Annotated in this window: 23 protein-coding genes; 18 read left to right on the top strand and 5 right to left on the bottom strand. The window is 41.3% G+C overall.

Annotated elements, in window-relative coordinates; genetic code table 11:
- Window positions 1-24: 24 nt before the first annotated feature.
- From AB685_RS05205 to AB685_RS05195, 3 genes are all read left to right on the top strand, one after another.
- A complete protein-coding gene (locus AB685_RS05205; RefSeq protein WP_047969426.1) occupies window positions 25-1,800 on the top strand; it encodes a penicillin-binding protein 2 in 1,776 nt (591 codons plus the stop codon).
- 93 nt (window positions 1,801-1,893) lie between these two features.
- Window positions 1,894-2,619 (top strand): YrrS family protein, encoded by a 726-nt coding sequence (locus AB685_RS05200; RefSeq protein ID WP_047969425.1) that lies wholly within the window; start codon window positions 1,894-1,896, stop codon window positions 2,617-2,619.
- Between the two features lie 499 nt (window positions 2,620-3,118).
- Window positions 3,119-4,078, top strand: a complete 960-nt coding sequence (locus AB685_RS05195) for a nuclease-related domain-containing protein (protein ID WP_047969424.1) — start codon at window positions 3,119-3,121, stop codon at window positions 4,076-4,078.
- Between the two features lie 158 nt (window positions 4,079-4,236).
- On the opposite strand, the gene AB685_RS05190 is transcribed toward AB685_RS05195, so the two are convergent.
- On the bottom strand, window positions 4,237-4,446 hold the full coding sequence (locus AB685_RS05190) for a YrzA family protein (protein ID WP_047969423.1): 210 nt from the start codon (window positions 4,444-4,446) through the stop codon (window positions 4,237-4,239).
- A gap of 209 nt (window positions 4,447-4,655) precedes the next feature.
- Here AB685_RS05190 and AB685_RS05185 point away from each other — a divergent pair, with 209 nt between their 5' ends.
- The 5 genes from AB685_RS05185 to AB685_RS05165 all read left to right on the top strand — a co-directional run bounded on the left by AB685_RS05185 (window position 4,656) and on the right by AB685_RS05165 (window position 9,846).
- Window positions 4,656-5,297: a class I SAM-dependent methyltransferase gene (locus AB685_RS05185; protein ID WP_047969422.1), complete on the top strand. Its 642-nt coding sequence runs from the start codon at window positions 4,656-4,658 to the stop codon at window positions 5,295-5,297.
- 78 nt (window positions 5,298-5,375) lie between these two features.
- A complete protein-coding gene (gene mtnN / locus AB685_RS05180; protein ID WP_047969421.1) occupies window positions 5,376-6,077 on the top strand; it encodes a 5'-methylthioadenosine/S-adenosylhomocysteine nucleosidase in 702 nt (233 codons plus the stop codon).
- Window positions 6,078-6,110: 33 nt separating this feature from the next.
- Window positions 6,111-7,034, top strand: a complete 924-nt coding sequence (locus AB685_RS05175) for a cysteine synthase family protein (RefSeq protein ID WP_047969420.1) — start codon at window positions 6,111-6,113, stop codon at window positions 7,032-7,034.
- 1 nt (window position 7,035) lies between these two features.
- Complete coding sequence (locus tag AB685_RS05170; RefSeq protein WP_047969419.1) at window positions 7,036-8,172, top strand: bifunctional cystathionine gamma-lyase/homocysteine desulfhydrase; 1,137 nt, start codon at window positions 7,036-7,038, stop codon at window positions 8,170-8,172.
- Window positions 8,173-8,310: 138 nt separating this feature from the next.
- Window positions 8,311-9,846 carry a carboxypeptidase M32 gene (locus AB685_RS05165; protein WP_047969418.1) on the top strand — a complete coding sequence of 512 codons (1,536 nt, stop codon included), beginning with the start codon at window positions 8,311-8,313 and terminating at the stop codon, window positions 9,844-9,846.
- A 225-nt stretch (window positions 9,847-10,071) separates the two neighbouring features.
- Here AB685_RS05165 and AB685_RS05160 read toward each other — a convergent pair whose 3' ends face one another.
- Entirely contained in the window at window positions 10,072-10,254 is a 183-nt protein-coding gene (locus AB685_RS05160; RefSeq protein ID WP_047969417.1) for a hypothetical protein, read from the bottom strand.
- Window positions 10,255-10,504: 250 nt separating this feature from the next.
- Between AB685_RS05160 and AB685_RS05155 the strand changes: the two genes are divergently transcribed.
- A complete protein-coding gene (locus AB685_RS05155) occupies window positions 10,505-10,735 on the top strand; it encodes a YrhC family protein (protein ID WP_047969416.1) in 231 nt (76 codons plus the stop codon).
- 48 nt (window positions 10,736-10,783) lie between these two features.
- Here the strand turns inward: AB685_RS05155 and AB685_RS05150 are convergent, their stop codons facing one another.
- Window positions 10,784-11,617 (bottom strand): thermonuclease family protein, encoded by an 834-nt coding sequence (locus AB685_RS05150; RefSeq protein ID WP_047969415.1) that lies wholly within the window; start codon window positions 11,615-11,617, stop codon window positions 10,784-10,786.
- Between the two features lie 172 nt (window positions 11,618-11,789).
- On the opposite strand from AB685_RS05150, the gene AB685_RS05145 reads away from it, so the two are divergent.
- Window positions 11,790-12,743 (top strand): ABC transporter ATP-binding protein, encoded by a 954-nt coding sequence (locus tag AB685_RS05145; protein ID WP_047969414.1) that lies wholly within the window; start codon window positions 11,790-11,792, stop codon window positions 12,741-12,743.
- Window positions 12,743-14,266, top strand: coding sequence for an ABC transporter permease/substrate-binding protein (locus AB685_RS05140; protein ID WP_047969413.1), 1,524 nt, complete (start codon window positions 12,743-12,745; stop codon window positions 14,264-14,266). The genes AB685_RS05145 and AB685_RS05140 overlap by 1 nt, the downstream gene beginning before the upstream one ends.
- Before the next feature lie 39 nt (window positions 14,267-14,305).
- On the opposite strand, the gene AB685_RS05135 is transcribed toward AB685_RS05140, so the two are convergent.
- Window positions 14,306-15,193, bottom strand: coding sequence for a helix-turn-helix domain-containing protein (locus AB685_RS05135; RefSeq protein WP_047969412.1), 888 nt, complete (start codon window positions 15,191-15,193; stop codon window positions 14,306-14,308).
- A gap of 433 nt (window positions 15,194-15,626) precedes the next feature.
- Here AB685_RS05135 and AB685_RS05130 point away from each other — a divergent pair, with 433 nt between their 5' ends.
- The 5 genes from AB685_RS05130 (at window position 15,627) to AB685_RS05110 (ending at window position 20,650) form a co-directional block, all read left to right on the top strand.
- On the top strand, window positions 15,627-15,902 hold the full coding sequence (locus AB685_RS05130; protein ID WP_198530454.1) for a hypothetical protein: 276 nt from the start codon (window positions 15,627-15,629) through the stop codon (window positions 15,900-15,902).
- A gap of 39 nt (window positions 15,903-15,941) precedes the next feature.
- Complete coding sequence (locus AB685_RS05125; RefSeq protein ID WP_047969410.1) at window positions 15,942-16,178, top strand: hypothetical protein; 237 nt, start codon at window positions 15,942-15,944, stop codon at window positions 16,176-16,178.
- A gap of 234 nt (window positions 16,179-16,412) precedes the next feature.
- Window positions 16,413-17,126 carry an RNA polymerase sporulation sigma factor SigK gene (gene sigK / locus AB685_RS05120; RefSeq protein WP_010196129.1) on the top strand — a complete coding sequence of 238 codons (714 nt, stop codon included), beginning with the start codon at window positions 16,413-16,415 and terminating at the stop codon, window positions 17,124-17,126.
- Between the two features lie 775 nt (window positions 17,127-17,901).
- Window positions 17,902-19,677 carry a M3 family oligoendopeptidase gene (locus AB685_RS05115; RefSeq protein WP_082153504.1) on the top strand — a complete coding sequence of 592 codons (1,776 nt, stop codon included), beginning with the start codon at window positions 17,902-17,904 and terminating at the stop codon, window positions 19,675-19,677.
- A gap of 190 nt (window positions 19,678-19,867) precedes the next feature.
- Window positions 19,868-20,650: a phosphatidylserine decarboxylase gene (locus AB685_RS05110; protein WP_047969408.1), complete on the top strand. Its 783-nt coding sequence runs from the start codon at window positions 19,868-19,870 to the stop codon at window positions 20,648-20,650.
- A gap of 251 nt (window positions 20,651-20,901) precedes the next feature.
- Here AB685_RS05110 and AB685_RS05105 read toward each other — a convergent pair whose 3' ends face one another.
- Entirely contained in the window at window positions 20,902-21,042 is a 141-nt protein-coding gene (locus AB685_RS05105; RefSeq protein ID WP_047969407.1) for a sporulation histidine kinase inhibitor Sda, read from the bottom strand.
- 525 nt (window positions 21,043-21,567) lie between these two features.
- Between AB685_RS05105 and AB685_RS05100 the strand changes: the two genes are divergently transcribed.
- Both AB685_RS05100 and yqeH read left to right on the top strand, forming a co-directional pair.
- Window positions 21,568-22,083 carry a YqeG family HAD IIIA-type phosphatase gene (locus tag AB685_RS05100; RefSeq protein ID WP_047969406.1) on the top strand — a complete coding sequence of 172 codons (516 nt, stop codon included), beginning with the start codon at window positions 21,568-21,570 and terminating at the stop codon, window positions 22,081-22,083.
- A 5-nt stretch (window positions 22,084-22,088) separates the two neighbouring features.
- Window positions 22,089-23,192, top strand: coding sequence for a ribosome biogenesis GTPase YqeH (gene yqeH, locus AB685_RS05095; protein ID WP_047969405.1), 1,104 nt, complete (start codon window positions 22,089-22,091; stop codon window positions 23,190-23,192).

Here is a 23,192-nt window from a genome sequence, read left to right as displayed (position 1 = left end):
ACAATGTTGATGAGGTGTTTTTTTATGCAACGGTTAATTAAAGGGAGAATCAATAAACTTGGAATCTGTGTCATACTGCTTTTAAGTCTGCTAATCGGCAGGCTTGTTCAAGTACAACTCATTAGTACAGAATCCTTTACGGCTGATCATATTAATCTAATTGAAGCCAGTGTCAAGCAACGGACACAATCTTTGGTGATTGATGAAGGACGTGGCCGGTTCATCGATCGTAACGGGCTGCCGCTTACCCACGATTATTTTCCAAGTGTCATATTGTTTCCTTTTCTTAACGGTCTTGATTGGCCCAAAGATGAACTTGCAAGCATACTTGGAATGAGTTCGATGAAGATTGACAGTTTGCTTGCTGATGCAGAAAAACCGGTAGTGCTTTCAGAAAGCCTGACGGAAGAGAAGATGGAGAAAATTAATGAACTTGACTATCCAGGTGTGGTGGCGTTGTATCGGCAGTTCGAGCTCGATGATCCTATTGCTGAACATGTAATTGGTGTAACGGGAGAGGACGCAGCTACGTTTGAAAAACGCTATCCGGAAAAAGTGACAAAAGAGAACTATTCCCCACATACGCCAATCGGAGTTTCCGGTTTGGAAGAGGCATTTGATGAAATCATCCTACCGGAAGGGTCCACCAAACTTTTATATCACGTAGACCGATTCGGTGGTCCACTATTCGGCATTGATGTCCGCTATATGTCACCGTCCAATCCGTATTATCCTTTATCAATCAAGACCACACTTGATAAGGACATCCAGCAGATGGCGGAAAAAGTGTTGGATGAATACCAAGTAAAGAAAGGTGGTCTGGTTATTTTGGATATTGCGACAAATGAAGTGGTCGCAATGGTGTCAAAGCCTTCCCTTGACCCTGAGAATCCCATAAAGGGTCCAGGGGCCCATAACCTGATGCTGGAGCCACATTTCCCTGGATCTGTCTTTAAGACTGTCGTAACAGCTGCTGCGATTGAAGAAAACATCGTAGATAAAGAAATGACATATAATTGTGATTTGGATATTAGAGGCGAACTGCTGACGGACGACAAAAAACGTATGGGTACCCTTAATCTAGAAACAAGTTTTGCACAAAGTTGCAACCATACCTTCGGAGAAATAGGGAAACAGCTTATGGAAAAGGACAAGAATGTGCTGAATAAATATGCAGAAATATTAGGATTGACAGGAATAGTCGGGTGGAGGGGAGACGTGTTCGGCTTCGAAGATTTCATTCAGATCCCCTCTGAAAAAGAGAATGTCGTCTGGACAAATGATAAAGAAAAAAGCGTCCCACTCGCTGTTGCTCAAACTTCCATTGGACAAAAGGATGTAAAGGTGACTCCGCTTGCCGTTGCCAACATGATGGCAACGATAGCCCGTGGCGGGAAATCAAAGGAAGTAAAGCTTGTCAGTGATATCCTTTATAAAAACGGCACATCTCTCTATACTTTTCCAGACCATGACAGAGAAGTAGACAAGCTTTCTCCTTATACGGTCATGCAACTTCAACATCTTCTGAGGGAAGTTGTGGCAGCGGATACAGGCACTGGCTGGAGGATGCGTGGGCTTCCCTATGAAGTGGCAGGCAAAAGCGGTACTGCCCAGACGGGAAAACTTGTGGAAGGTAACAGGGAATTGCTTAATAGGTGGTTCGCGGGATACTTTCCTATCCAGAGCCCTAAATATGCTATGGTCATGGTGGAACTGGATGTATTGGATGAGAACAATGTCTCATCTGTCTATGCGGACATGGTTCAGCAGTTGTACGACAGGGAAAATCCGGAAAGATAATGCCAATCCTTTTCACTGTGCTTTTTATAGTATTGATGTTACAATAAGCTATTGTAATAATACTATTATTGGCTCTGACTAGGAGGGACTGTCTTGTCTTTAAACTTTAACAAAGGTGGCTCACGTTACGGCCGAACAACCAAACGCAAAAAAACAAACATGATCTTGAATATCCTGATTGGTGTTGTATTCATATTTATTATTGTCCTGGTTTCTTCCTTGTTCTTCGGGAAAAATGATCCTGCTACTGATAGCGAAAATCAAATGTCTACAGAGGAACAGGAACTGAGCGAAACACAAGAGAACGAAGCGGAAGAAGAGTCCGAGGAAGCCGCTCCTCCTGAAGAAGAGGAAAAATCCAATTCTGAAGAAGAGGAAAAAGCTGAAGAGGCTGAGAAAGAGAAAGAAGAAAAAGAGAAAGAAGAAAAGGAAAAAAAGGAGAAGGAAAAAGAGGATGAGTCCAATGAGTCTGACGATTCCGAAACCGAAGTTTCCGAAAACTCCGATGACCCGAATGTCATCAAAACAATGACAAATCCAGGTTGGGGACCAGTGGGAACTTCTCAATCCGAACCGCATACTTCCATCTATGATGAAGGCCATGTGGACTGGAAGGAAAAGCTGGATGCCGTTCATGCAGCAACCGGCTTGAATAGTGGTGACTACACCTTATACTTCTTAGGGAATGGTGGTAGTGAGCACCTTGCCGTAGCATCCATAAAAAACAAATCCACCGGTGAAAACTACAAAGTGTATTTGGAATGGGTGAAAAACAAAGGTTGGAAACCTACCAAGGTGGAGCAAGTTAAGTCGTTGTAATATAAGTGTGAGTGTTGGGCCTATCCGTTTGGGGTGGGTCTTTTTTATTGGGGGTGAGATGTACCCGTAGTGCTGCATGTTAAAAGCTTTGGGTCAAGGGATTGAAGTGTGGAAGGGCTTTAAACGGGAGAGCTGTAGCGAGGTTGAGGGTGGGATGGTGTTTGGGGTTGCTGGAAATAGGTAATTGGGTTTTTGTTTTGGGGTGAAGGGGAGCAGCGGGATGCGAGTTTCGTTTTGTCTTTTTATGAAGCATTTTGTCGAAAGGTACGAAAATGTTGTGTTTTGGATCGAAAATTTGTTTATTGGAAAATAAATTGTGAGTTTCGGCTCGTATTTTCTCCGAATGGAAAATAATATAAGGAGTTTGGAAAATAAGTATTCAAGAGGTATTTTGAGAATGGCAGGCAATCACAAATGCCTAAAAAAAGCTGATCTAAAAGCAGGAAATTAGCCGAAATGAAGAGAATTATAGTTAAGAATCAAAAAAAGGAGGTATTAAATGATTAAAAAGCAGAGAGAAAAGTCGCATAGGCTTCTAACTCATGAGGCAGGAATGCGGAGAGTGCCAAAAAACCATCCAAAATATCCATTTTTGGAAAAAGAACACGGTAGGTTGTTTTACGGTCATAAAGGAGAAGAGGCAATGGATTACTTTCTAACCTTTCTTCCTGACGATAATTACTTAATTCTTCATAGTCTGAGGCTTGAAGATCCAAAAGGTAGATATTTTCAGTTGGATACGGTACTCCTCTCACCAACACACTGTGTTATCATTGACGCAAAATATATTACTGGAGTATTGGAGTTTGATGAACAAACAAATCAACTATTAAGACACTCACCTGATAATGGCGGGATAGAAAAGCTAGGAGATCCTGTTTCGCAAATAGCACGTCAAAGACACCAGCTTGCTCTTTGGTTAGAAAAACATAATTTCCCCCCAATTCCAATCGCAAGTCTCATAGTCTTAACTCATACTAGTGCCACTCTTATCAAAACAACACCCTCCATTAGAAAAAAAGTCACTTTCCATACGAACCTTCCAAAAAGAATAAAAGAGATTAAAGACAAACATACTGTTGAACAACTAAGTATGAAAGAACTTCATAAACTCTCCAAATTAATGATAAAAAAGCATACTCCTGATAAGTTTAATCTTCTTGCCTATTATAAGTTAGAACCTCATGAATTAATTACTGGAGTGATCTGTCCTGCATGTACATGTACCCCAATGCATAAAAGGAGGTCAACATGGTTTTGTCTTACATGTGGAGCATATTCTAAAACCGCACATTTGGAAGGGATATTTGATCATAAATTATTGCTAGGGGAGACCGTTACAAACAAAGAAATACGATGGTTTCTCCAATTACCATCCCCAACTGTCACTTCCAAATACTTATCCTCTCTGAACCTCAAATTTGAAGGTAACTATAAAGGTCGGAGGTATTTTTTATAGTTGCTACTAAAAATGACATTAGAAGTAGAGGGAAGTGAAAACGAAAAAAGCGCTCACTCCCGAGCGCTTTCGTCGACCTCTATCAAAAAAACGACACCGTTAATGGGTTCTCCTCTAGACGTCCCAATCTGCCAAAAAATTACAGTGATGCCGAACCCCTATTTCGCACGCAACTTAAAATGCACCACGGCACTATAAAACCGTCTGCCTTCCTCGTCAAGATGCATCTGATGGGATACGGAGTGGACACCTAGCATGATGGCGCGATTATGATCAATTTGCTCGTTAATTTTCTTCTCCAGAGTCTTCAAATCAAGCGCTTCAAAGAATTCAACTTTATCTTCCAGTAAACTAAATTCAAAGTTCATAATTCCAAGTCCTTTCATCGGGTTTGATTTACAGAAAAATCCGAACCTTTGTAACCGTTCTAATCCTTCTATTACCAGCTTTCTGTGTACATCTTACCAAACAATATCGTTGAAGAAAATAGTGAGATGTGATAGATTAAGAACAGTTATTTTTTAAAAGCATACTATACTTATAGGAATTATATAAATTAATCATGGAGTGATCATCAATGGGACGTGAATTCGTCGAACTGTTTAATGATTGGGCAAACTATTATGATGCAACGGTCAGCGGGAAGGACCAGGAGTATGCGGAGGTTTTCCGTGGTTATGAGGACATATTAAAGGACGTGGCGTCTAAGGCATTGAGTCCTGTCGTAGAATTTGGAGTAGGTACTGGTAATCTGACAAAGGAGCTTCTGAACAATGGGCACAAAGTGTATGCTATTGAGCCATCACAAACGATGAGGGAGAAGGCGGCTGAAAAGCTTCCACAGACTGTCAGCCTCGAGGATGGAGACTTTTTGAGCTTTCCTGAACCACCTGAACAGATCCAATCCATCGTCAGTACCTATGCTTTTCATCACCTGACAGATGCAGAAAAAGAAGAAGCGGTGGCGCACTATGGAAAGTTACTCGATAAAGGTGGTAAAATAGTATTTGCTGATACGGTCTTTGAAAATAAAGAAGCGTACAGAGCGACAATTGAACAGGCAGAAAAGCATACGTTTCTGAATTTAGCGAACGATTTGAAAACGGAATACTATACAACGATGGACATCCTCACCAATATTTTCAAAAAAAATGGTTTCAAAGTGGAGTTCCAACGTTTTAATCATTTTGTCTGGGTAATGGAAGCGATTAAACAATAGCAGATGGGCATTTACTTTCTCTCTTTTCAAAAGTGAGTCGGCCCATCCGCTAATTCTATGAAAAGAGGGATTCTCATAATGAAAGTAGCAATCATCGGAGCAATGGAAGAAGAAGTAACAATAATGCGTGAAAAGATTGAAGGTATGGAGACAACGACCGTTGCAGGTTGTGAATATTATACAGGAACACTAAATGGCGTTGATATCATCCTTTCGAAATCTGGAATCGGAAAAGTGAATGCGGCGCTCAGCACGGCATTGCTTCTCGAACGTTTCAAACCGGAGGCTGTCATCAACACTGGTTCTGCTGGTGGGTTCTCACCAGCGTTGAACGTTGGGGATGTTGTTATTTCAACCGAAGTTCGTCACCACGATGTGGACGTGACGGCATTTGGATATGAGTATGGACAAGTTCCGGGCTTGCCTGCAGCCTTTGTGGCGGATGCAAATCTTATGGCTGTTGCAAAAAAAGCAGCTGAAAACGTAAGCGGTATGCAAGTTGTGGAAGGGCTAATTGCGACAGGTGATTCCTTCATGAATGACCCGGTACGTGTGGAGGCTGTTCGTGAAAAGATGCCTGAACTGCAGGCGGCGGAAATGGAAGCAGCAGCAATTGCACAGGTATGCCATTCCTTTGAAGTTCCGTTTGTGGTAATTCGAGCCTTATCTGATATCGCAGGGAAAGAATCCAATATCAGCTTTGATCAATTTTTAAGCAAAGCGGCATTGCATTCTTCCATGCTGATTGAAAATATGCTAAGCGAGCTGAAAAACGCGTAACACACAGTTGTAATGTGTGCGGGGGGATACATGATGAATGTTTTTAAAAATGTCCACGGCCTGATAGGCAACACCCCGGTTGTGGAGCTGAGCAAATTTGATGTGCCGGAAGGAGTGCGCCTTTTTGCCAAACTTGAATTCTATAACCCTGGTGGTAGTATCAAGGATCGTCTTGGAAAAGAGCTTTTGGAGGATGCAATTCGTTCCGGAAAGCTGAAGGAAGGCGGAACCATCATTGAGCCGACAGCAGGAAATACAGGAATAGGCCTGGCCTTGGCAGCTGTTGGAACAAGTTATAAGGTGATGGTATGTATGCCTGAGAAGTTCAGTGTGGAAAAGCAGGAGCTTATGAAAGCTCTTGGTGCAACCATTGTCCATACGCCGACGCCACTTGGAATGAAGGGTGCGATTGAAAAAGCTCAGGAGCTTATCAAGGAGATTCCAAATTCCTATTGTCCGCAACAGTTCGGCAACCCGGCAAATCCCGAAACTTACTACAAGACGCTTGGTCCTGAGCTATGGGAGCAGCTGGACGGAAATGTGGATGTGTTCGTTGCGGGTGCTGGAACCGGTGGGACCTTCATGGGTACGGCAAAATATTTGAAAGAAAAGAATCATGATGTGAAGACAGTAATCGTGGAACCGGAAGGATCAATATTGAATGGCGGGGAAACAGGTCCGCATAAAACCGAAGGCATTGGGATGGAATTTCTCCCGGGCTATATGGATGAGACATATTTCGACGCCATTCACACGGTATTTGATGTGGATGCGTTCCACCGCGTCAAGGAATTGGCACAAAAAGAAGGCTTGTTGGTTGGCAGCTCTTCGGGTGCAGCATTGCATGCAGCCTTGGAAGAAGCAAAATTGGCAGAAGCGGGAACCAACATAGTTATGATTTTTGCTGACAGCAGTGAACGTTATCTAAGCAAAAAGATTTATGAAGGAGGCATTTGATATGCATAAGAAAACGAAATTGATACATGGTGGAATCTTCGGAGATCCACATACGGGCGCTGTATCCACTCCAATCTACCAGGTGAGCACATATAAACAGGAGAGTGTAGGGAATTTCAAGGGATATGAATATTCCAGAACAGGAAACCCAACACGTCATGCGCTAGAAGAGCTGATTAACGACCTAGAGAACGGTAAAGCCGGCTTTGCATTTGGTTCAGGTATGGCGGCAATAACAGCTGTCATGATGCTGTTTGACAGTGGTGACCACGTAGTGCTGACGGATGATGTCTACGGTGGAACCTATCGTGTCATGACGAAGGTATTAAACCGAATGGGAATCAGTTCCACTTTTGTTGATACGAGTAAAGTGGAAAATATTGAAGCGGCTATTAAAGAAAATACAAAAGCAGTATTCATTGAAACGCCCACTAATCCATTACTAAAAGTGACAGACATCCAGAAAGCAAGCCTGGTTGCTAAAAAACATAACTTATTGACGATTGTCGATAATACGTTCAGTACGCCTTACTGGCAGACACCAATCAACCTTGGAGCGGATATTGTCCTTCACAGTGCGACCAAATATATCGGTGGGCACAGTGATGTGGTAGCAGGTCTGGTTGTCGTTAATTCCGAGAAGCTGGCAGAAGAGCTACACTTCGTTCAAAACTCGACAGGTGGTATCTTGGGACCTCAGGATTCCTGGTTATTGATGCGTGGAATCAAAACGCTGGGATTACGTATGGAAGCGACAGAGAAGAATACACGCCGTATTGTAGAGTTTCTTGAAAGCCACCCATTTGTAGGGAATGTTTACTATCCTGGGTTGGAAGACCATCCGAACCACGATGTTGCTAAGCAACAGGCAGGAGGATTTGGCGGAATGGTATCGTTTGATATCGGAAGTGCAGAGAAAGCCGATCAGCTGTTGGCAAGAATCAAGTACTTCACATTGGCGGAAAGTCTTGGAGCGGTGGAGAGTCTTATCTCTGTGCCTGCTCGCATGACTCATGCGTCCATCCCTGCTGAACGTCGTGCGGAGCTTGGGATTGTAGATGGCCTAGTCCGTATTTCAGTGGGTATTGAAGATGTGGAAGATCTGATCGCTGATTTGAAGCAGGCTATTGAAGGTTAATAGATGAATTGCAAGCCCTATAGGAGCGAGACTCTTATAGGGTTTTATTGTGATTAAATTTTTATTCTCCGACAAAAATCTGTTATAATAGGAAAAGAATACATAATTTTCATACTATTTTTAATAGGGGGATAATAAATGTCAACAGTACCGGTTTTAGAAAAGAATGTTCAAGAAAAAGTAGATGCATTCAACAAGCTTGATGAAAAGCTTTGTCATTATAGTGATGTATTAGGACTGCTTAGTTGGGACTCCAAAACGAAAGCACCGAAGAAGGGTAGGTCCCTATTTGGAAAAGCGCGTGGAACACTATCAACAGAAGCATTTAAGCTATCCATCTCAGAAGAAATGGGCGAGTTGCTCGCTTTTTTAACAGATAAGAATGTTTGGGAACAGTTGGATGAAGCGACAAAGGCTTGTGTGGGTGAACGTAAAAAGAATTTTGAAAAGTCAAGCAAAATCCCGACGGAGGAATATCAGGAGTATGTAATCTTGGTCAATGATGCCAACGAGACGTGGGAAGAAGCTCGTGAAAAAAATGACTTCGCATCCTATGCTCCAGTACTTGAAAAGGTGTTGACCTTTAAAAAGAAATTTGGCGAGTATTATGGCTATGAGGGTCACCCGTATAACGCAATGCTGAATGAGTTCGAGCCAGGACTTACCGTGGAAAAGCTGGATGTGCTGTTCAAAGAACTTCGTGAAAAAAGCGTGGAGATTTTAAATAAGATCAAAGCTTCAAAGTCTCAGCCGCGCGAAGACATTTTTGCACAAGATTACGATATTGAAGCACAAAAGAAATTCAATCAATACATACTTCCGCTAATCGGGTTTGATATGGATGGCGGGCGTCTTGATGAAACAGTTCATCCATTTGCTTCTTCCGTCAACACAGGAGATGTCCGTATTACTACGCGATACCTGAAGGACAATGTCCGTTCTGCCATTTTTGGTACGATTCATGAAGCGGGTCATGGTATGTATGAGCAAGGCGTGAACCCTGAATTCGAAGGAAGAGTCATCCGCAGAGGAACCTCCTTTGGAATCCACGAATCCCAATCACGTTTCCTTGAAAATATGGTGGGACGCAGTAAAGAATTCTGGACCTTCTTCTACAAGGACCTTCAGGAACATTTTCCTGAACAGCTGAAGGAAGTTTCCCTGGAAGATTTCTATGCAGCGACAAACCGTGTGGACCCATCCTATATCCGTGTTGAAGCGGATGAACTGACGTATAATCTTCACATCATGATCCGTTATGAAATTGAAAAGGGACTATTTTCCGGAGAATATGAAGTGAAGGATCTTCCGGAGGTTTGGAATGAAAAGATGGAGGAATACCTTGGTATTACTCCTCCTACAGACACATTAGGAGTTCTGCAGGATGTGCACTGGTCCTTCGGCGGATTCGGTTATTTCCCTTCCTATTCACTAGGGAACCTATATGCTGCCCAGATTCTTTATACCTTTAACAAAGAAATGCCTGATTTCTACGATAAAATTGAGCAGGGGGATTTCATGGCCATCCGAGGATGGTTAAGAGAAAACATCCATCAACATGGTAAGCTCTATTCTCCGAACGAGTTGATAGTCAAAGTGACAGGGGAAGAACTAGATGCAAAATACCTTGTTCAATACCTAGAAGAAAAATATTCTGCGATATATCAATTTTAATATAAGGTTATAGTAGAATGTTGAATTTTTTAGATATTATAGCTGCTGATTGGAGCACAGCGCGAAGACTCCAGCGGGGGAGTAGCGACAATCTTGAGACCCCGCAGGGCAAAGCCTGAGAAGGCTCAAGGTCGCCCCGCGGAAAGCGAAGCTCTGTGCGGAAATCAACAGCGGCGTTAAACGGAAAAAGTCCTTCTGCCATATAGCAGAAGGACTTTTTTATGTTCAATTTTCATTCTTATTTTCCTCATTCTTTTTAGTATAAAGAGTACCGTCTTTAGCATTGTCCCTTGATTCACTTTCCGAATTCGGGGGATCGACAATAATGATTTCTTCCGTAGTATCACTTGCAGAGGAACAGGCTGTCAACAAGGATAAAAGGCAAAAAACGACGAATAGTTTTTTCATTTTCGTTCCTCCTCCCCAATTTTTATTGTTCCATTATAACGGGATTTACCAGTTGAAAACAGTTTTGTCTCTGTAAAAAAGCAGATTGATAGGAAATTCCTAAATAGAATTAAGTAAAGAGTAGGAAAAACGTTTCTTTTTAAGGGAGAATACGGAAAAAACCACGAACTTTTCTCCCCGTTCGGAAAAAATTACAAGCTGGAAAGACTAGTAAACTATGTTAAAGTGGTAATAGATGGGGGGAGTCTAGATGGATGCGAAAGAGTTACAAGCAAAGATTCAGGATTATACTAGATATGCCATGATATTAACGACCGTCAGTGCTTTTTTATATATAGGAGTCGCCTTTCAGCATGCAGGAAAAGAAGCGTTGCAGATTTATACGATGATGGGGACGACCGTCATAATGCTTAGTGGAGCTGTATTTTTCGTATTAAGAGCAAGAAAGTTGAAGAAACTGATGCAGGAACAAGACGATTAAAAAAACGATAAAAAAGGAGCCTGCTTGGGCTCCTTTTACTTATGGTTGTCATCTTTTCGATTTGCGGAATCCGGCTGCTTCTGCCTCTTTTTCTGTATCAAAGCATTCTTCGGGGATGGTTCTTTCATAGAATGCACCAGTCTTGACATGATAAATTTTTTCTCCGCTGGAACTGATATTTCCTTTGACCGTACAGTTTTTAGTGACAGGGTTTTCCTCCTGTGGAGCATCCTTTTCCGGGTCATCCACATATTCAGGGTAAAACCCGTCCTCTTGAGCATAGTTCTCTACACTCCATATGCCGACGCCTTCCACTTGCGCCTTTTCCTGAATGGCCTGGTACTGGTCAACATAGCGTGTATTTGGCGGGTATATATAGGCAACGCGCGCTAAGCCTCTCCGCAAAAGCTCCTCCTGGGCGGACACACCATCCACATAGACATAGGCCAATATTCTCCCATAATGATCTCGTTCGCTGACATCCAGTTCAATTTCCAACTTTTCGCCTTCAGCAAACTCTTCCATAAATTTTTTCGCTTCCGGTCCGAATGGCTGTGGTCCGTTCATTCTAGGGTGATTGGTTTCAGGGGTGTCTACCAACAGAAATCGAATATTTTCTTCTTTTCCATTTACCTTCACCTTTATAGTGTCACCATCAATTACACGTACGAGTGGAACCTCGATTCGTGGATATTCGTGTTCTTCATCTTCAAGGGGGGCAATTTCAGTTTCTTCTGATTCAAGTTCCTCTGAAACCTGTGTTTCCACTTGTTCTTCGTTAGCTGAGTTATTGGCAACCGACTCTGTGATGCTCTCCTCTGCAGTACAACCTGTTAATACCAATATCGCACTCAAAAACCATATATTCAATATTGCTTTCATAGCTGTCACCTTTCTGTCCGAAAAATCTTTCCCAATTATACCACGGAAAGTCCGTCCCTAGGGGTGATTTATAGTGCGTTGTTTAGCAGGGGGAAAAGTAGGGTATTTATAGTTTGTGCTTTTAGGAAATACTGTAGAGAGAATAATAAATTGTTTGGGGAGTGAGCAGGGTTTGATAACCTTTCAAGATGTAACGAAAACGTATGAGGATGGAACGACGGCAGTCCAATCCTTTGACCTCGAGATAAAAGAGGGAGAGTTTTTCGTATTAATAGGCCCGAGTGGATGTGGAAAAACAACCACATTAAAAATGATCAATCGACTACATAATGTAACAACTGGAGACATCCTGATTGATGGGAAAAGCATTTCAGAACATAATATTCATGAACTGCGCTGGAATATCGGCTATGTTTTGCAGCAGATTGCCCTGTTTCCGCATATGACGATTGAAGAGAACATTTCCATTGTACCGGAACTTAAATCCTGGAAAAAAGGAGATATCTCCAAACGGGTGGATGAACTTCTCGACCTTGTAGGTTTGGAACCATCTACATATAAGAAGCGGAAGCCATCTGAATTATCAGGAGGACAGCAGCAACGTGTCGGCGTCGCAAGAGCTCTGGCGGCAAATCCACCAATCATTTTGATGGATGAGCCATTCAGTGCACTCGACCCTCTAAGCCGGGAGCAGCTGCAACAGGACTTTCTGCGCTTGAAGGAAAAAATCCAAAAAACCATTGTCTTTGTTACGCATGATATGAACGAAGCGCTCACCCTTGGTGACCGGATTTGCCTGATGAAGGACGGAGAGACTGTCCAAGTGGGAACCCCGGAAGAGTTTATCAATCATCCAAAAAATGATTTTGTAAAGTCATTTATTGGCGATAGACGAAGTGTTCTTCATCACCCCATCGAAGAATTATTAGAGGACCTGCAACTTGACCCGCCAGTAGTCCCTGCTCGTGAAGTGGATAGCAGCGTTACTCTTGGTGAAGCGTTGGCAGTATTGAGTGAAGAAAAAGCCCTCACGGTAATGCGTGAAAATGAACCAATTGGAATACTGACAAGTGAAAAGGCGCTTCAATTCCTGCATGTTCATAGTCAGCAAGGAGGGCTATTGTAATGAAATTTCTTCAAGACTTATACGCTGCCCGCGGAGACCAGCTTTGGACCGCATTGCTTGAACATATTCAAATATCAGTCATAGCCCTTGCTATTGCAGTTTTCATTTCTGTTCCACTTGGTGTATTTTTAACGAGAAGAGAACGTATTGCAGAACCTGTTATCGGAGTGACAGCAGTTCTGCAGACCATTCCTTCCCTAGCTTTATTGGGACTGCTCATCCCTCTGGTGGGAATCGGGTTTGTACCAGCGATCATTGCATTATTTCTTTATGCATTGCTACCAATCCTAAGAAATACCTATACCGGGATAAAGGAAGTGGATCCATCGTTACGCGAAGCTGCGAAAGCGATGGGGATGACATCTATGAAAAGGCTGTTTCGAGTGGAGCTTCCGCTTGCGTTACCGGTTATCATGGCAGGAATCCGTACTGCAATGGTACTGATTATCGGAACCGCGACCATTGTCGCACTGATTGGCGCTGGAGGATTAGGAAGTCTCATCCTTCTTGGAATTGATCGAAACGACAATGCATTGATTTTGTTGGGAGCAATTCCTGCAGCGCTTCTGGCAATTCTGTTTGATATCGTATTGCGGATGATTGAAAGGGCGGCGAAAAAAGGATCGGGCAAAAAGGCATTGATTATTGGTGTCGTTGTTGTTCTTCTTTTCCTATCACCGTTTGCGATAATGAAAGCAACTAAAGCGAATCTTGTCATTAGTGGGAAAATCGGAGCTGAACCGGATATTATCATCAACATGTATAAATTATTGATTGAAGAAGAGACAGACTTGAGTGTCGAGTTACGTCCATCGCTTGGTAATACAAGCTTTGTTTATAGAGCATTGAAAAATGAAGACATCGACATCTATCCTGAGTATTCTGGAACAGCCATCGTCACCCTGTTGGAGCAAGAACCTGTAAGTATTGACGACGAAGAAGTGTTTGAACAGGCAAAACAAGGATTGTTGGAACAGGATGGACTAGTGTATCTGCAGCCGATGGGCTTTAACAACACCTACGCATTAGCTATTCCAGTAGATTTTGCGGAACAGAATGATATTAATACAATATCAGACTTGAACGGTGCAAAAAATGAAATCAAGGCAGGGTTCACTTTGGAATTCTCTGACCGTGAAGATGGTTATATTGGAATTCAGGAAGAGTACGGCATCACCTTTCCGAACCTGACTACGATGCAGGCGAAACTTAGATACCAGGCAGTGGAAAGCGGAGATGTCAACCTTGTTGATGCATACTCCACTGATGCTGAAATTAAACAGTTTGATCTTCGGGTTCTGGAGGATGATAAAAACCTCTTCCCTCCATACCAAGGAGCGGCATTGCTGAGAAAAGAGACTCTGGACAAACATCCTGAACTGGAAGATATCCTGAATAAGCTGGAAAATCAAATCAATGATGATGAAATGCGAGATATGAACTACCAGGTAACCGTAGAGGGTAAGACAACCTATGAAGTGGCTAAAGAATTTTTGGAAAGTAAAGGTTTGTTAGGGGAATAAACGTAAAAAACTAGGCTGGGAGGCCTAGTTTTTTTGTTTTTAATCGATTAATATGGATAATTCGTCTATTTTTTCTTTGATATGTTTAACAAATACCTTGTTTTCCTGAATGATAAAAATCTGAATGGACTTATTATAATATTCTATAGCAATGTCATGGTTAAGTAAAAGGCTGAAATTGTAGCCGATATGGTAGTAGAGGCTACCAAGTGCATACATGCTATTATGTTTTACACACCACTTTATTGCCTCTTTACAAGACTTTGTAGATTCTTCTAACATATTGAGTCGAGTTAAGGTCTTCGATTTATTGTATAAAATTTTAATTTTAATTGTTGGATCGTGATGATAAGGGATTTTCATATAACTTTCGATTGTGTAATTGTATATTTTTAATGCTTCTTCATAAGATTTCGTCTCAAAATGAATAATTGCGAGACTGTTAAGTATTTCAATTTCTCTCTCTCCCATAAGTTTAGACGTCATTTTCGTCAAATCAAGAGCACTTTGTAAAAGCTTTATTGCTTCTCGTTTATTTCGTTTTAAATGGTACACGCATATTCCTTCTGTCCATAGGAGGAATTGCTTATTCTTTCGATTATTAATAAACAAAGGGTTTTTCTTTTCGTTTTCTACAATAGTATAAACTTCCTCATATTCATTGCGGTGGAGAAGTTCTCTAACTTGTGTGAAGACCTCTTCGATATAGGATAATTGTGGGTTAGTTGCTAAATCATAAAAATAATTTATATCCACCCCAAGCCGTTCTGCTATATAATATAAAGTATTAGCAAGAGGAAACACTTCCCCTTTTTCAATTTTACTGATTTGTGATTGTGTACAAATCCCTTCGCTCAGTTCCGCTTGTGATAAGTTTAGTGCAGATCGTAGGATTTTTATCTCTTTTCCAATTAACGAAAAATCCACAATATATCACATCCTATCTAATAAAATATTCCTAGAGTTATAATTTGAATTGAAAAACGTAGAAAACAGAAGGAAAACATGATTTTCTTTTAGTAAACCTTAAATAATGAAGAAATAATGATTTTTTTAAATAGTGTAAAATACTTATATAAACATAGTTTGATAATAACAGAAAAAATAAGAGAAAGAGGTTATGATGATGAAAAGGTTTTTAATAACATTTCTAGTCGTTACTATTACTTTATTTGGAGCCAGTGCAGTTTCTTCTCAAGTAACCACTTTAGATGATGTCAAAACAAATGAACTACCATCTATACATTAATTTTAAACTCTAGTATCGATGTTCTGTCAACAATATGTACAAGTAAAAATTTAAAACCTGCTTAAATAAAATTAGAAAGAGGTAATGAAGATGAAAAAGTATTTTCTATCCTTGTTAGCAGTCTCTTTAATCAGCTTAGGGGCAAATGCAGTTACTTCTCATGCGAAAACTTCTGTTAGTAAAGAATTACCACCAATTCATATGGAACTACCACCGATCCATATGAGTGAGTTACCACCAATCCATATGGAACTACCACCGATTCACATGGGTAAGCTAGTTAGCGAGTTACCATCAATCCATATGGAATTACCACCAATTCACATGGGTGAGCTAGTTAGCGAATTACCACCAATTCATATGGAATTACCACCTATCCATATGTAAATGAAGAAATTTTAAATCTAAAAAAGGAAGGTTGATACCATGTCAGCGACAAGTACGAACACTTTTGAGCTTACATGCTTTTGGTTTATCGTTGTCGATCGTGAGCAAAAGGCACGTAGGCGTTACCGTGTTGCCCAGCTTGTAGATTACAAGAATAAAACATATGCAGAAGTCTCTAAGTGGTTTGAAACATTGTTTCAAGAGTACAGTGTGGTGAAAGTCGGCAAAGGTACCATTCCTTCTAAATTAAAAAAATATCCTTATATTCAATACTAAGATCTTCCTATTCAAATAGGAAGATTTTTTGTTCTGTGGGTTGAACATCTGTTCTTCTTATAGAAATTGTACCATTAATCGTCAGAATTGGCACATAAATTAATCTTTTCTAGGATAAGTCAGTATGACACTTAATTTTTGATTTATTTTGCAGTGTACTTGCACACTAAAGCCTTTTTCTACATAAGAATTACTACTGGGCTCTTGCCTAAACATTTCTATGGAGGTGAAAGTGTGTCAAGCATATTAGCATCGGTAGGATACTTAATCAAAGAACTTGTTTTTCTAGTTTCTTACGTCAAGAACAATGCATTTCCACAACCATTGTCATCCGGGGATGAAGCGAAATACCTGAAATTGATGGCAGAGGGAAATGAAGAGGCAAGGAATCTACTTATTGAACACAATCTGAGACTTGTGGCACATATAGTAAAAAAATTCGAAAATACCGGGGAAGATTCGGAAGATTTGATTTCCATCGGGACAATCGGTCTCATCAAAGCAATTGAAAGTTTCCACTCTGGCAAGGGGACAAAGCTAGCGACCTATGCGGCTCGTTGTATAGAAAACGAAATTTTGATGCATCTCAGAGCCTTGAAAAAAACGAAAAAAGATGTCTCGCTTCATGATCCGATCGGACAGGATAAAGAAGGAAATGAAATCAGCCTGATAGACGTCCTGAAGTCTGAATCCGAGGACGTTATAGATACCATTCAACTTAATATGGAGCTTGAAAAGATAAAGGTGTATATCGATGTACTTGATGAACGGGAACGGGAAGTAATTGTTGGCCGTTTCGGTCTGGACTTGAAAGATGAAAAGACCCAGAGGGAAATCGCCAAAGAACTCGGTATTTCCAGAAGCTACGTCTCACGTATCGAAAAGCGAGCCCTCATGAAAATGTTCCACGAATTCTACCGTGCAGAAAAAGAAAAGAAAAAACAATAACATGAAAAATATCATTGATATTGTACTAACCAACCCCTTGGGTACCATATGGTCCAAGGGGTTTCGACGTGAGGAGAGAAATTCCTGCCGGGGTCTGACCCCTCCCCAGGAATTTAATCCCGAAGTAACCAAAATGTAATGAACAATCTCAAATTAATTCCCGTTTTCTCCGCGTTTGCCCTGTCTCTTTTGTGGGATGTGCATATGGTAATAGTGTAGATACCTAGATGGAGAAAGGGGTTGTTGGTATGTACGGGTATCCTGGGTTTGGATGTTGTCCTCCCCCATATCCTGGACCATATGGACCTGGTTTTTATGGTGGATGGTTGTACGGACTTCTGGTCATTCTGTTTATTCTGTTGCTAATTGGCGGCGCATTTTATTGTAAACATCACCTTTACAGATAGGCTTATGCTTTCGGGCATAGGCTTTTTAATTTAAGGCTGTTTTCGTAAACGTTGTTACTTTTTCTTTATTTATCAACCAACCGTTATATTAGTTACTGTCGTGCTCTTTTCCCGGATATCCAGAGTAAACTACATGCCTATTTTAGAGTAGATAAGCTGTAAAAAGTCCAATAGCCGACTTTTTACTAGTGAATAGCAACAATCTTTGAGAAAAGAGCCTAATTTGAAGACATTTTAATTTTTTGATCCATTTGTCTAAATAATTTCGAAATACGAAATTTACGTATATCAAATAGTTTAGAATTATAGAAATATTTCCGCTTTTCGGTTATAATGGTCTTATAATGCAAAAAGGGGGACATTACAACGTGACAACTAAAACATACAGTGAAACTTGGGACTTGGATGTATTTTTCCAAGGAGGAAGTAATTCTGAAGAATTTCATACATATTTAACAGAAATCCAAAAGGAACTAAATCAGTTCGAGCAACAGATTCAAGCATTCTCAACAGACACTCTTGATGAAGTATTGAATTCCTATGAGAATGTTGTCAAAAAAGTGGTACAGGCATCAGCGTTCATCGGCTGTCTGCTTGCTCAAGACGTAAAGGACAAGACTGCTTCCCAGCTTCAAGGGAAAATCGCGCAACTGCACGCTAAGTTACAAGTGCAATTGGGTGCTTTGGATGAGAAACTAGTGGAAATAGATGAAGCGGAATGGGCTAAGCTCATACAGAAGGATGCCTTCCAGCCTTTGGAATATGTATTGAATGAAAGAAGACGTAGAGCGGGTGACAAGTTGCCGGCTGCACAGGAAAAATTGGTGACATCTCTTGCTGTTGATGGCTATCATGCCTGGGGTAAGTTATACAATTCCATCGTTGGGACCATTAAAATTCCGGTGGAAGAGAACGGGGAAGTGAAAGAGCTTTCGGTTGGGCAAGCACAAAACCGATTCTCCAATGGTGATCGTGAAGTCCGAAAAAAAGTCTCAGATGCGTGGAAGAAAGCGTGGGAAGGCCAAGCGGAAACTATCGGAGCTGCATTGAACCACCTTGGTGGCTTCCGTCTACAGGTATATGAGCAACGCGGATGGGACTCCGTTCTGAAAGAGCCACTTGAAAACAATCGGATGAAGCAAGAGACGCTTGATATGATGTGGCAGGTGATAACTGACCATAAAGGTACACTCAAGAAATATCTTGAGCGCAAGGCGGAGCTTTTAGGACTTGAGAAATTGAATATGTATGATGTGTCCGCTCCTTTATCCTCAGAAGAAACCATCCTGTCCTATCAGGAGGGTGCAGAATTTATCATAGAGCAATTCTCCAAGTTCGGTCCGGAGCTTACAGAGTTTACGAAACAATCATTTGAGGACAGTTGGATTGAGGCAGAAGACAGAGCAGGAAAACGTCCAGGCGGCTTCTGTACAAGTTTTCCAGTTTCCGGCCAGTCCAGAATCTTTATGACGTATTCAGGTACGTTGTCCAATGTATCCACACTGGCTCATGAACTTGGTCACGCATTCCACCAGCATGCGATGCATGGTGTTCCGACATTAAACCGTTTCTACGCAAGCAATGTTGCTGAAACGGCGTCCACATTCGCTGAGATGATTGTGGCTGATGCGGCCGTGAAGTATGCAAAGGATGAACAGGAGAAGATATCCCTCCTTGAAGATAAGATTCAGCGCAGTGTAGCATTCTACATGAATATCCATGCTCGCTTCCTGTTTGAAACCAGATTCTATGACGAGCGTAAAAATGGACTGGTAAGTGTGGAAAGGTTGAATGAATTGATGGTAGAGGCACAGAAAGAGGCGTATTGTGATTCTTTAGGTGAATACGATTCAACGTTCTGGGCTTCCAAAATGCACTTCTTTATTACACAGGTGCCTTTTTACAACTTCCCGTACACATTTGGATACTTGTTCTCATTAGGTATCTATACACAAGCGTTGGAGGAAGGGACAAATTACGAAGAGAAATATATTGCCTTGTTAAAAGATACCGCGTCCATGACGGTGGAGGATCTAGCCATGAAGCACCTTGGCGTCGATCTGACACAACGCGACTTCTGGGAAAAGGCAGTAAAGAAATCACTTGAAGATGTGGAAGAGTTCTTGCAACTGACAAATAAATAATAAATAGAAGAAAGAGGGATTTCCGTTCACCGGAAATTCCTCTTTCTTTATTGGCAGTATCGCCAATTAAAAACTATTAGTGTAGTTGCGGTCCAAATGTTATAATATCACTCATGGAGTCACGCTGACCGTAAATTAAAACAAAAAAATCCACCTAATATATAGATATTTTTACATGGAGGAATGCGAATTGTTGAAAAATGTGTATAGACTGTCCATTGAATTGACGAATCATAAACTGTCATCCATGGCAGTAAAGCGTTTTGCCAGTTCAAAGCTGAGCAAACGGTTTATCCCGTCGTTCGCGAAGGTATATAATATTAACATCGAAGAAATGCAGGAAAAGATCGATACGTTCCCAACCCTGCAGCAATTTTTCATCCGGAGCCTGAAGCCGACTGTTCGACCAATCGATTCAGGAAAGAATTCTGTTGTAAGCCCGGTGGATGCAGTGGTTGAAAAGACTGGTGCCATTACCGATGACCTTCTGCTCACAGCAAAAGGAATAGACTATTCTGTAGGGGAAATGCTCTCGGACCCGGAAATTGCAAGTAAATATATGGGTGGCTCTTACATGGTACTTTACCTGAGTCCAAGTCATTACCATAAAATCCACACCCCTATTACAGGGAATGTCACGAAACAATGGACACTTGGAGGAAAATCCTATCCTGTTAATCAGATGGGATTGAAGTATGGCAAGGAACCTCTTGCTAAAAATTATCGCCGATTAACAGAAATTGAAAATAGCGGGAAGCATGTAGTTGTCGTAAAGGTAGGGGCAATGTTTGTTAACAGTATAGAATTGACTCACGAAAGCGAGCAGCTTGTCAAAGGGGAAGAAATGGCGTACTTCTCGTTCGGTTCAACTGTTATCCTATTGTTTGAAAAGAACGGTTTTGTGATGGATGAAATGATAAAGGAAAAAGAAGAGGTCAAGGTAGGGCAAAAAATTGGAACGTGGCTAAGCTAGTGGAGGCACTAGCTTTTCTTTTTTTTAGGGTACTGGAAAACACCGCTGGTGATTTCCGCACTGGGCTTCGCTTTCCGCGGGGCACTTGTGTAGCCTCCTCGGCAAGCCAGCGGGGTTTCCACTAAGCGCTACCTCCCGCTGGAGTCTTCGCCCTGAGCTACAATCACCAGCCATGATACTCAATGTCTGAGTCCTTTTACATCCTTAAATTAAATCCTAAATTAAATAAAAAGAACCGGATACCGGCTCTTTTAGGAAGTTGCTTTAATTTTATAGCTGAGGGAACGGCGTTTAATCTCTAATTCGATCAGTAGAATAAAGTCGTTGCTTAATTTCAATTCCGTCGCTTTGTGATAGGATTCCAGTAAAAGTTCATCAGAAAGTTTTCTCATCGGTTTGGCCTCTGCCCTACACCTCCTAGTGGTCCGTCACTATGTATAGTCGAATTCAATATGTGTAAATATCAGTTCTAATCTCTATAAGATGATCATATAATTGTAAGTTCATTTTGTGTGTATGATAACTCTATCACGTATTTTTTCGTAGAACAACCGTTCTGTTATCCACAGCTAACAGTGGATAACATGTGGGTAATTTGTTTATAATTACCAATAATCGAGGTAGGACACACTGTATAATGTAGATAAGTTTATCCACAGGTGTTGAAACCGAAAGGGAATTGTCGAAAAATTTTTATTTTCTACACTTTTTATTATAATTTTGATGCATGCAAACACTAGAAATATCTATAATTTGCTTAACACGGACACGGAATTTAGGTAAGATGGTAAAGTGTTTAAATGTATAAGGGTACGTTCATTTGAATTTAGGGTTATGTTAAACAATACAGTTGAAACCCCCACGAGAGATAAACGGCGTTTTCAGAGCTGAATAGAAACAAATAAAGGGTGATTAGAATGATCAAATATTTTCTGCCTGCACAGCACGTAAAGAGCGTGTTTGAGATAAAGCCGCAAGAGTTGAAGGAAAAAGGAATTAAAGGAATCATTACGGACCTCGACAATACGCTAGTGGAATGGGATAGACCAGAAGCGACGCCTGCGTTGATTGAATGGTTCAAGGAAATGCAAGAGGTCGGCATTTTAGTGACGGTTGTTTCCAATAATAAGCTGAAACGTGTGAAATTGTTTTCAGACCCACTTGGTATCAACTATATTTATGATGCAAGAAAGCCGATGAGAAGAGCTTTCAGAAGAGCGCTTAAAGATATGAAGCTCCAAAAAGAAGAAGTGGTAGTAATCGGTGACCAGCTTCTGACAGACGTATTGGGAGGGAACCGTCTAGGGTTACACACAATCCTTGTTGTTCCGGTTGCCCAGACGGACGGTTTTATAACAAAGTTCAATCGCCGAGTGGAAAGGCGTATCCTTTCCTGGATGAAACGAAAAGGTATGATTAATTGGGAGGACTAACAGATATGGAAGAACAAGTAGTATGTATTGGGTGCGGAGTTGCCATTCAGACGGAACACCCCAAAGAGTTGGGGTATGCCCCTCCTTCTTCATTGGATAAGGAAGCGGTCATTTGTAAAAGATGCTTTCGCCTAAAACATTACAATGAAATACAGGATGTTTCTTTGACGGATGATGACTTTATTAGGATATTAAATTCGATTGGACACTCGAAAGGCCTCGTAGTGAAAATTGTTGATATCTTTGATTTTGACGGAAGCTGGTTACCAGGTTTGCATCGTTTTGTAGGAAACAATAAAGTGTTACTGGTAGGGAACAAGGTGGATCTTCTTCCTAAGTCCGTCAAGCCGAATAAGGTGATCAACTGGATGAAGCAGGCAGCAAAAGAGTTTGGCCTTAAACCGGAAGATGTTTTTCTTATCAGTGCAGATAAAGGAACCGGTGTTAAGGAATTGGCCCAGGCCATTGAGGACTACCGCGCAGGTGAGGATGTTTATGTGGTCGGCTGTACGAACGTTGGTAAATCGACCTTTATCAATCGCATTATACGGGAGTTCTCAGGTGAGAAGGATGTTATTACAACCTCCCAGTTTCCAGGGACCACACTTGATCTCATCGATATTGCGCTTGATAACGGAACATCTCTGTATGATACACCGGGAATCATCAACCGCCACCAGATGGCACATTTTGTAGATAAAAAGGAATTGAAAGTCATTTCCCCTAAAAAGGAAATCAAGCCAAGAATTTTCCAGCTGAATGAAGGACAAACCTTATTTTTTGGTGGATTGGCGCGGTTTGATTATGTAAAAGGTGGCCGCAACTCCTTTACATGCTATGTATCCAACGATCTATATATTCACCGGACGAAACTTGAGAATGCGGAGCATGTGTACAAGGAGCACCTGGGCGAACTTTTACAGCCTCCTGGTGAGGACTTTGCAGAAACTTTCCCTGAGCTTGTAGCCCATGAATTTACGATAAAAGATGAAAAAACGGACATTGTTTTTTCCGGTCTAGGATGGGTCACCATCAATGAACCTGGAATTAAGGTGGTCGCACATGTACCGAAAGGCGTAGGAGTGATGGTTCGTAAATCTTTGATCTAA

The sequence above is a fragment of the Bacillus sp. LL01 genome (assembly GCF_001037965.1).
Note: the sequence above shows the minus strand (reverse complement) of the source record. Positions and strands in the feature narration are given on the sequence as shown.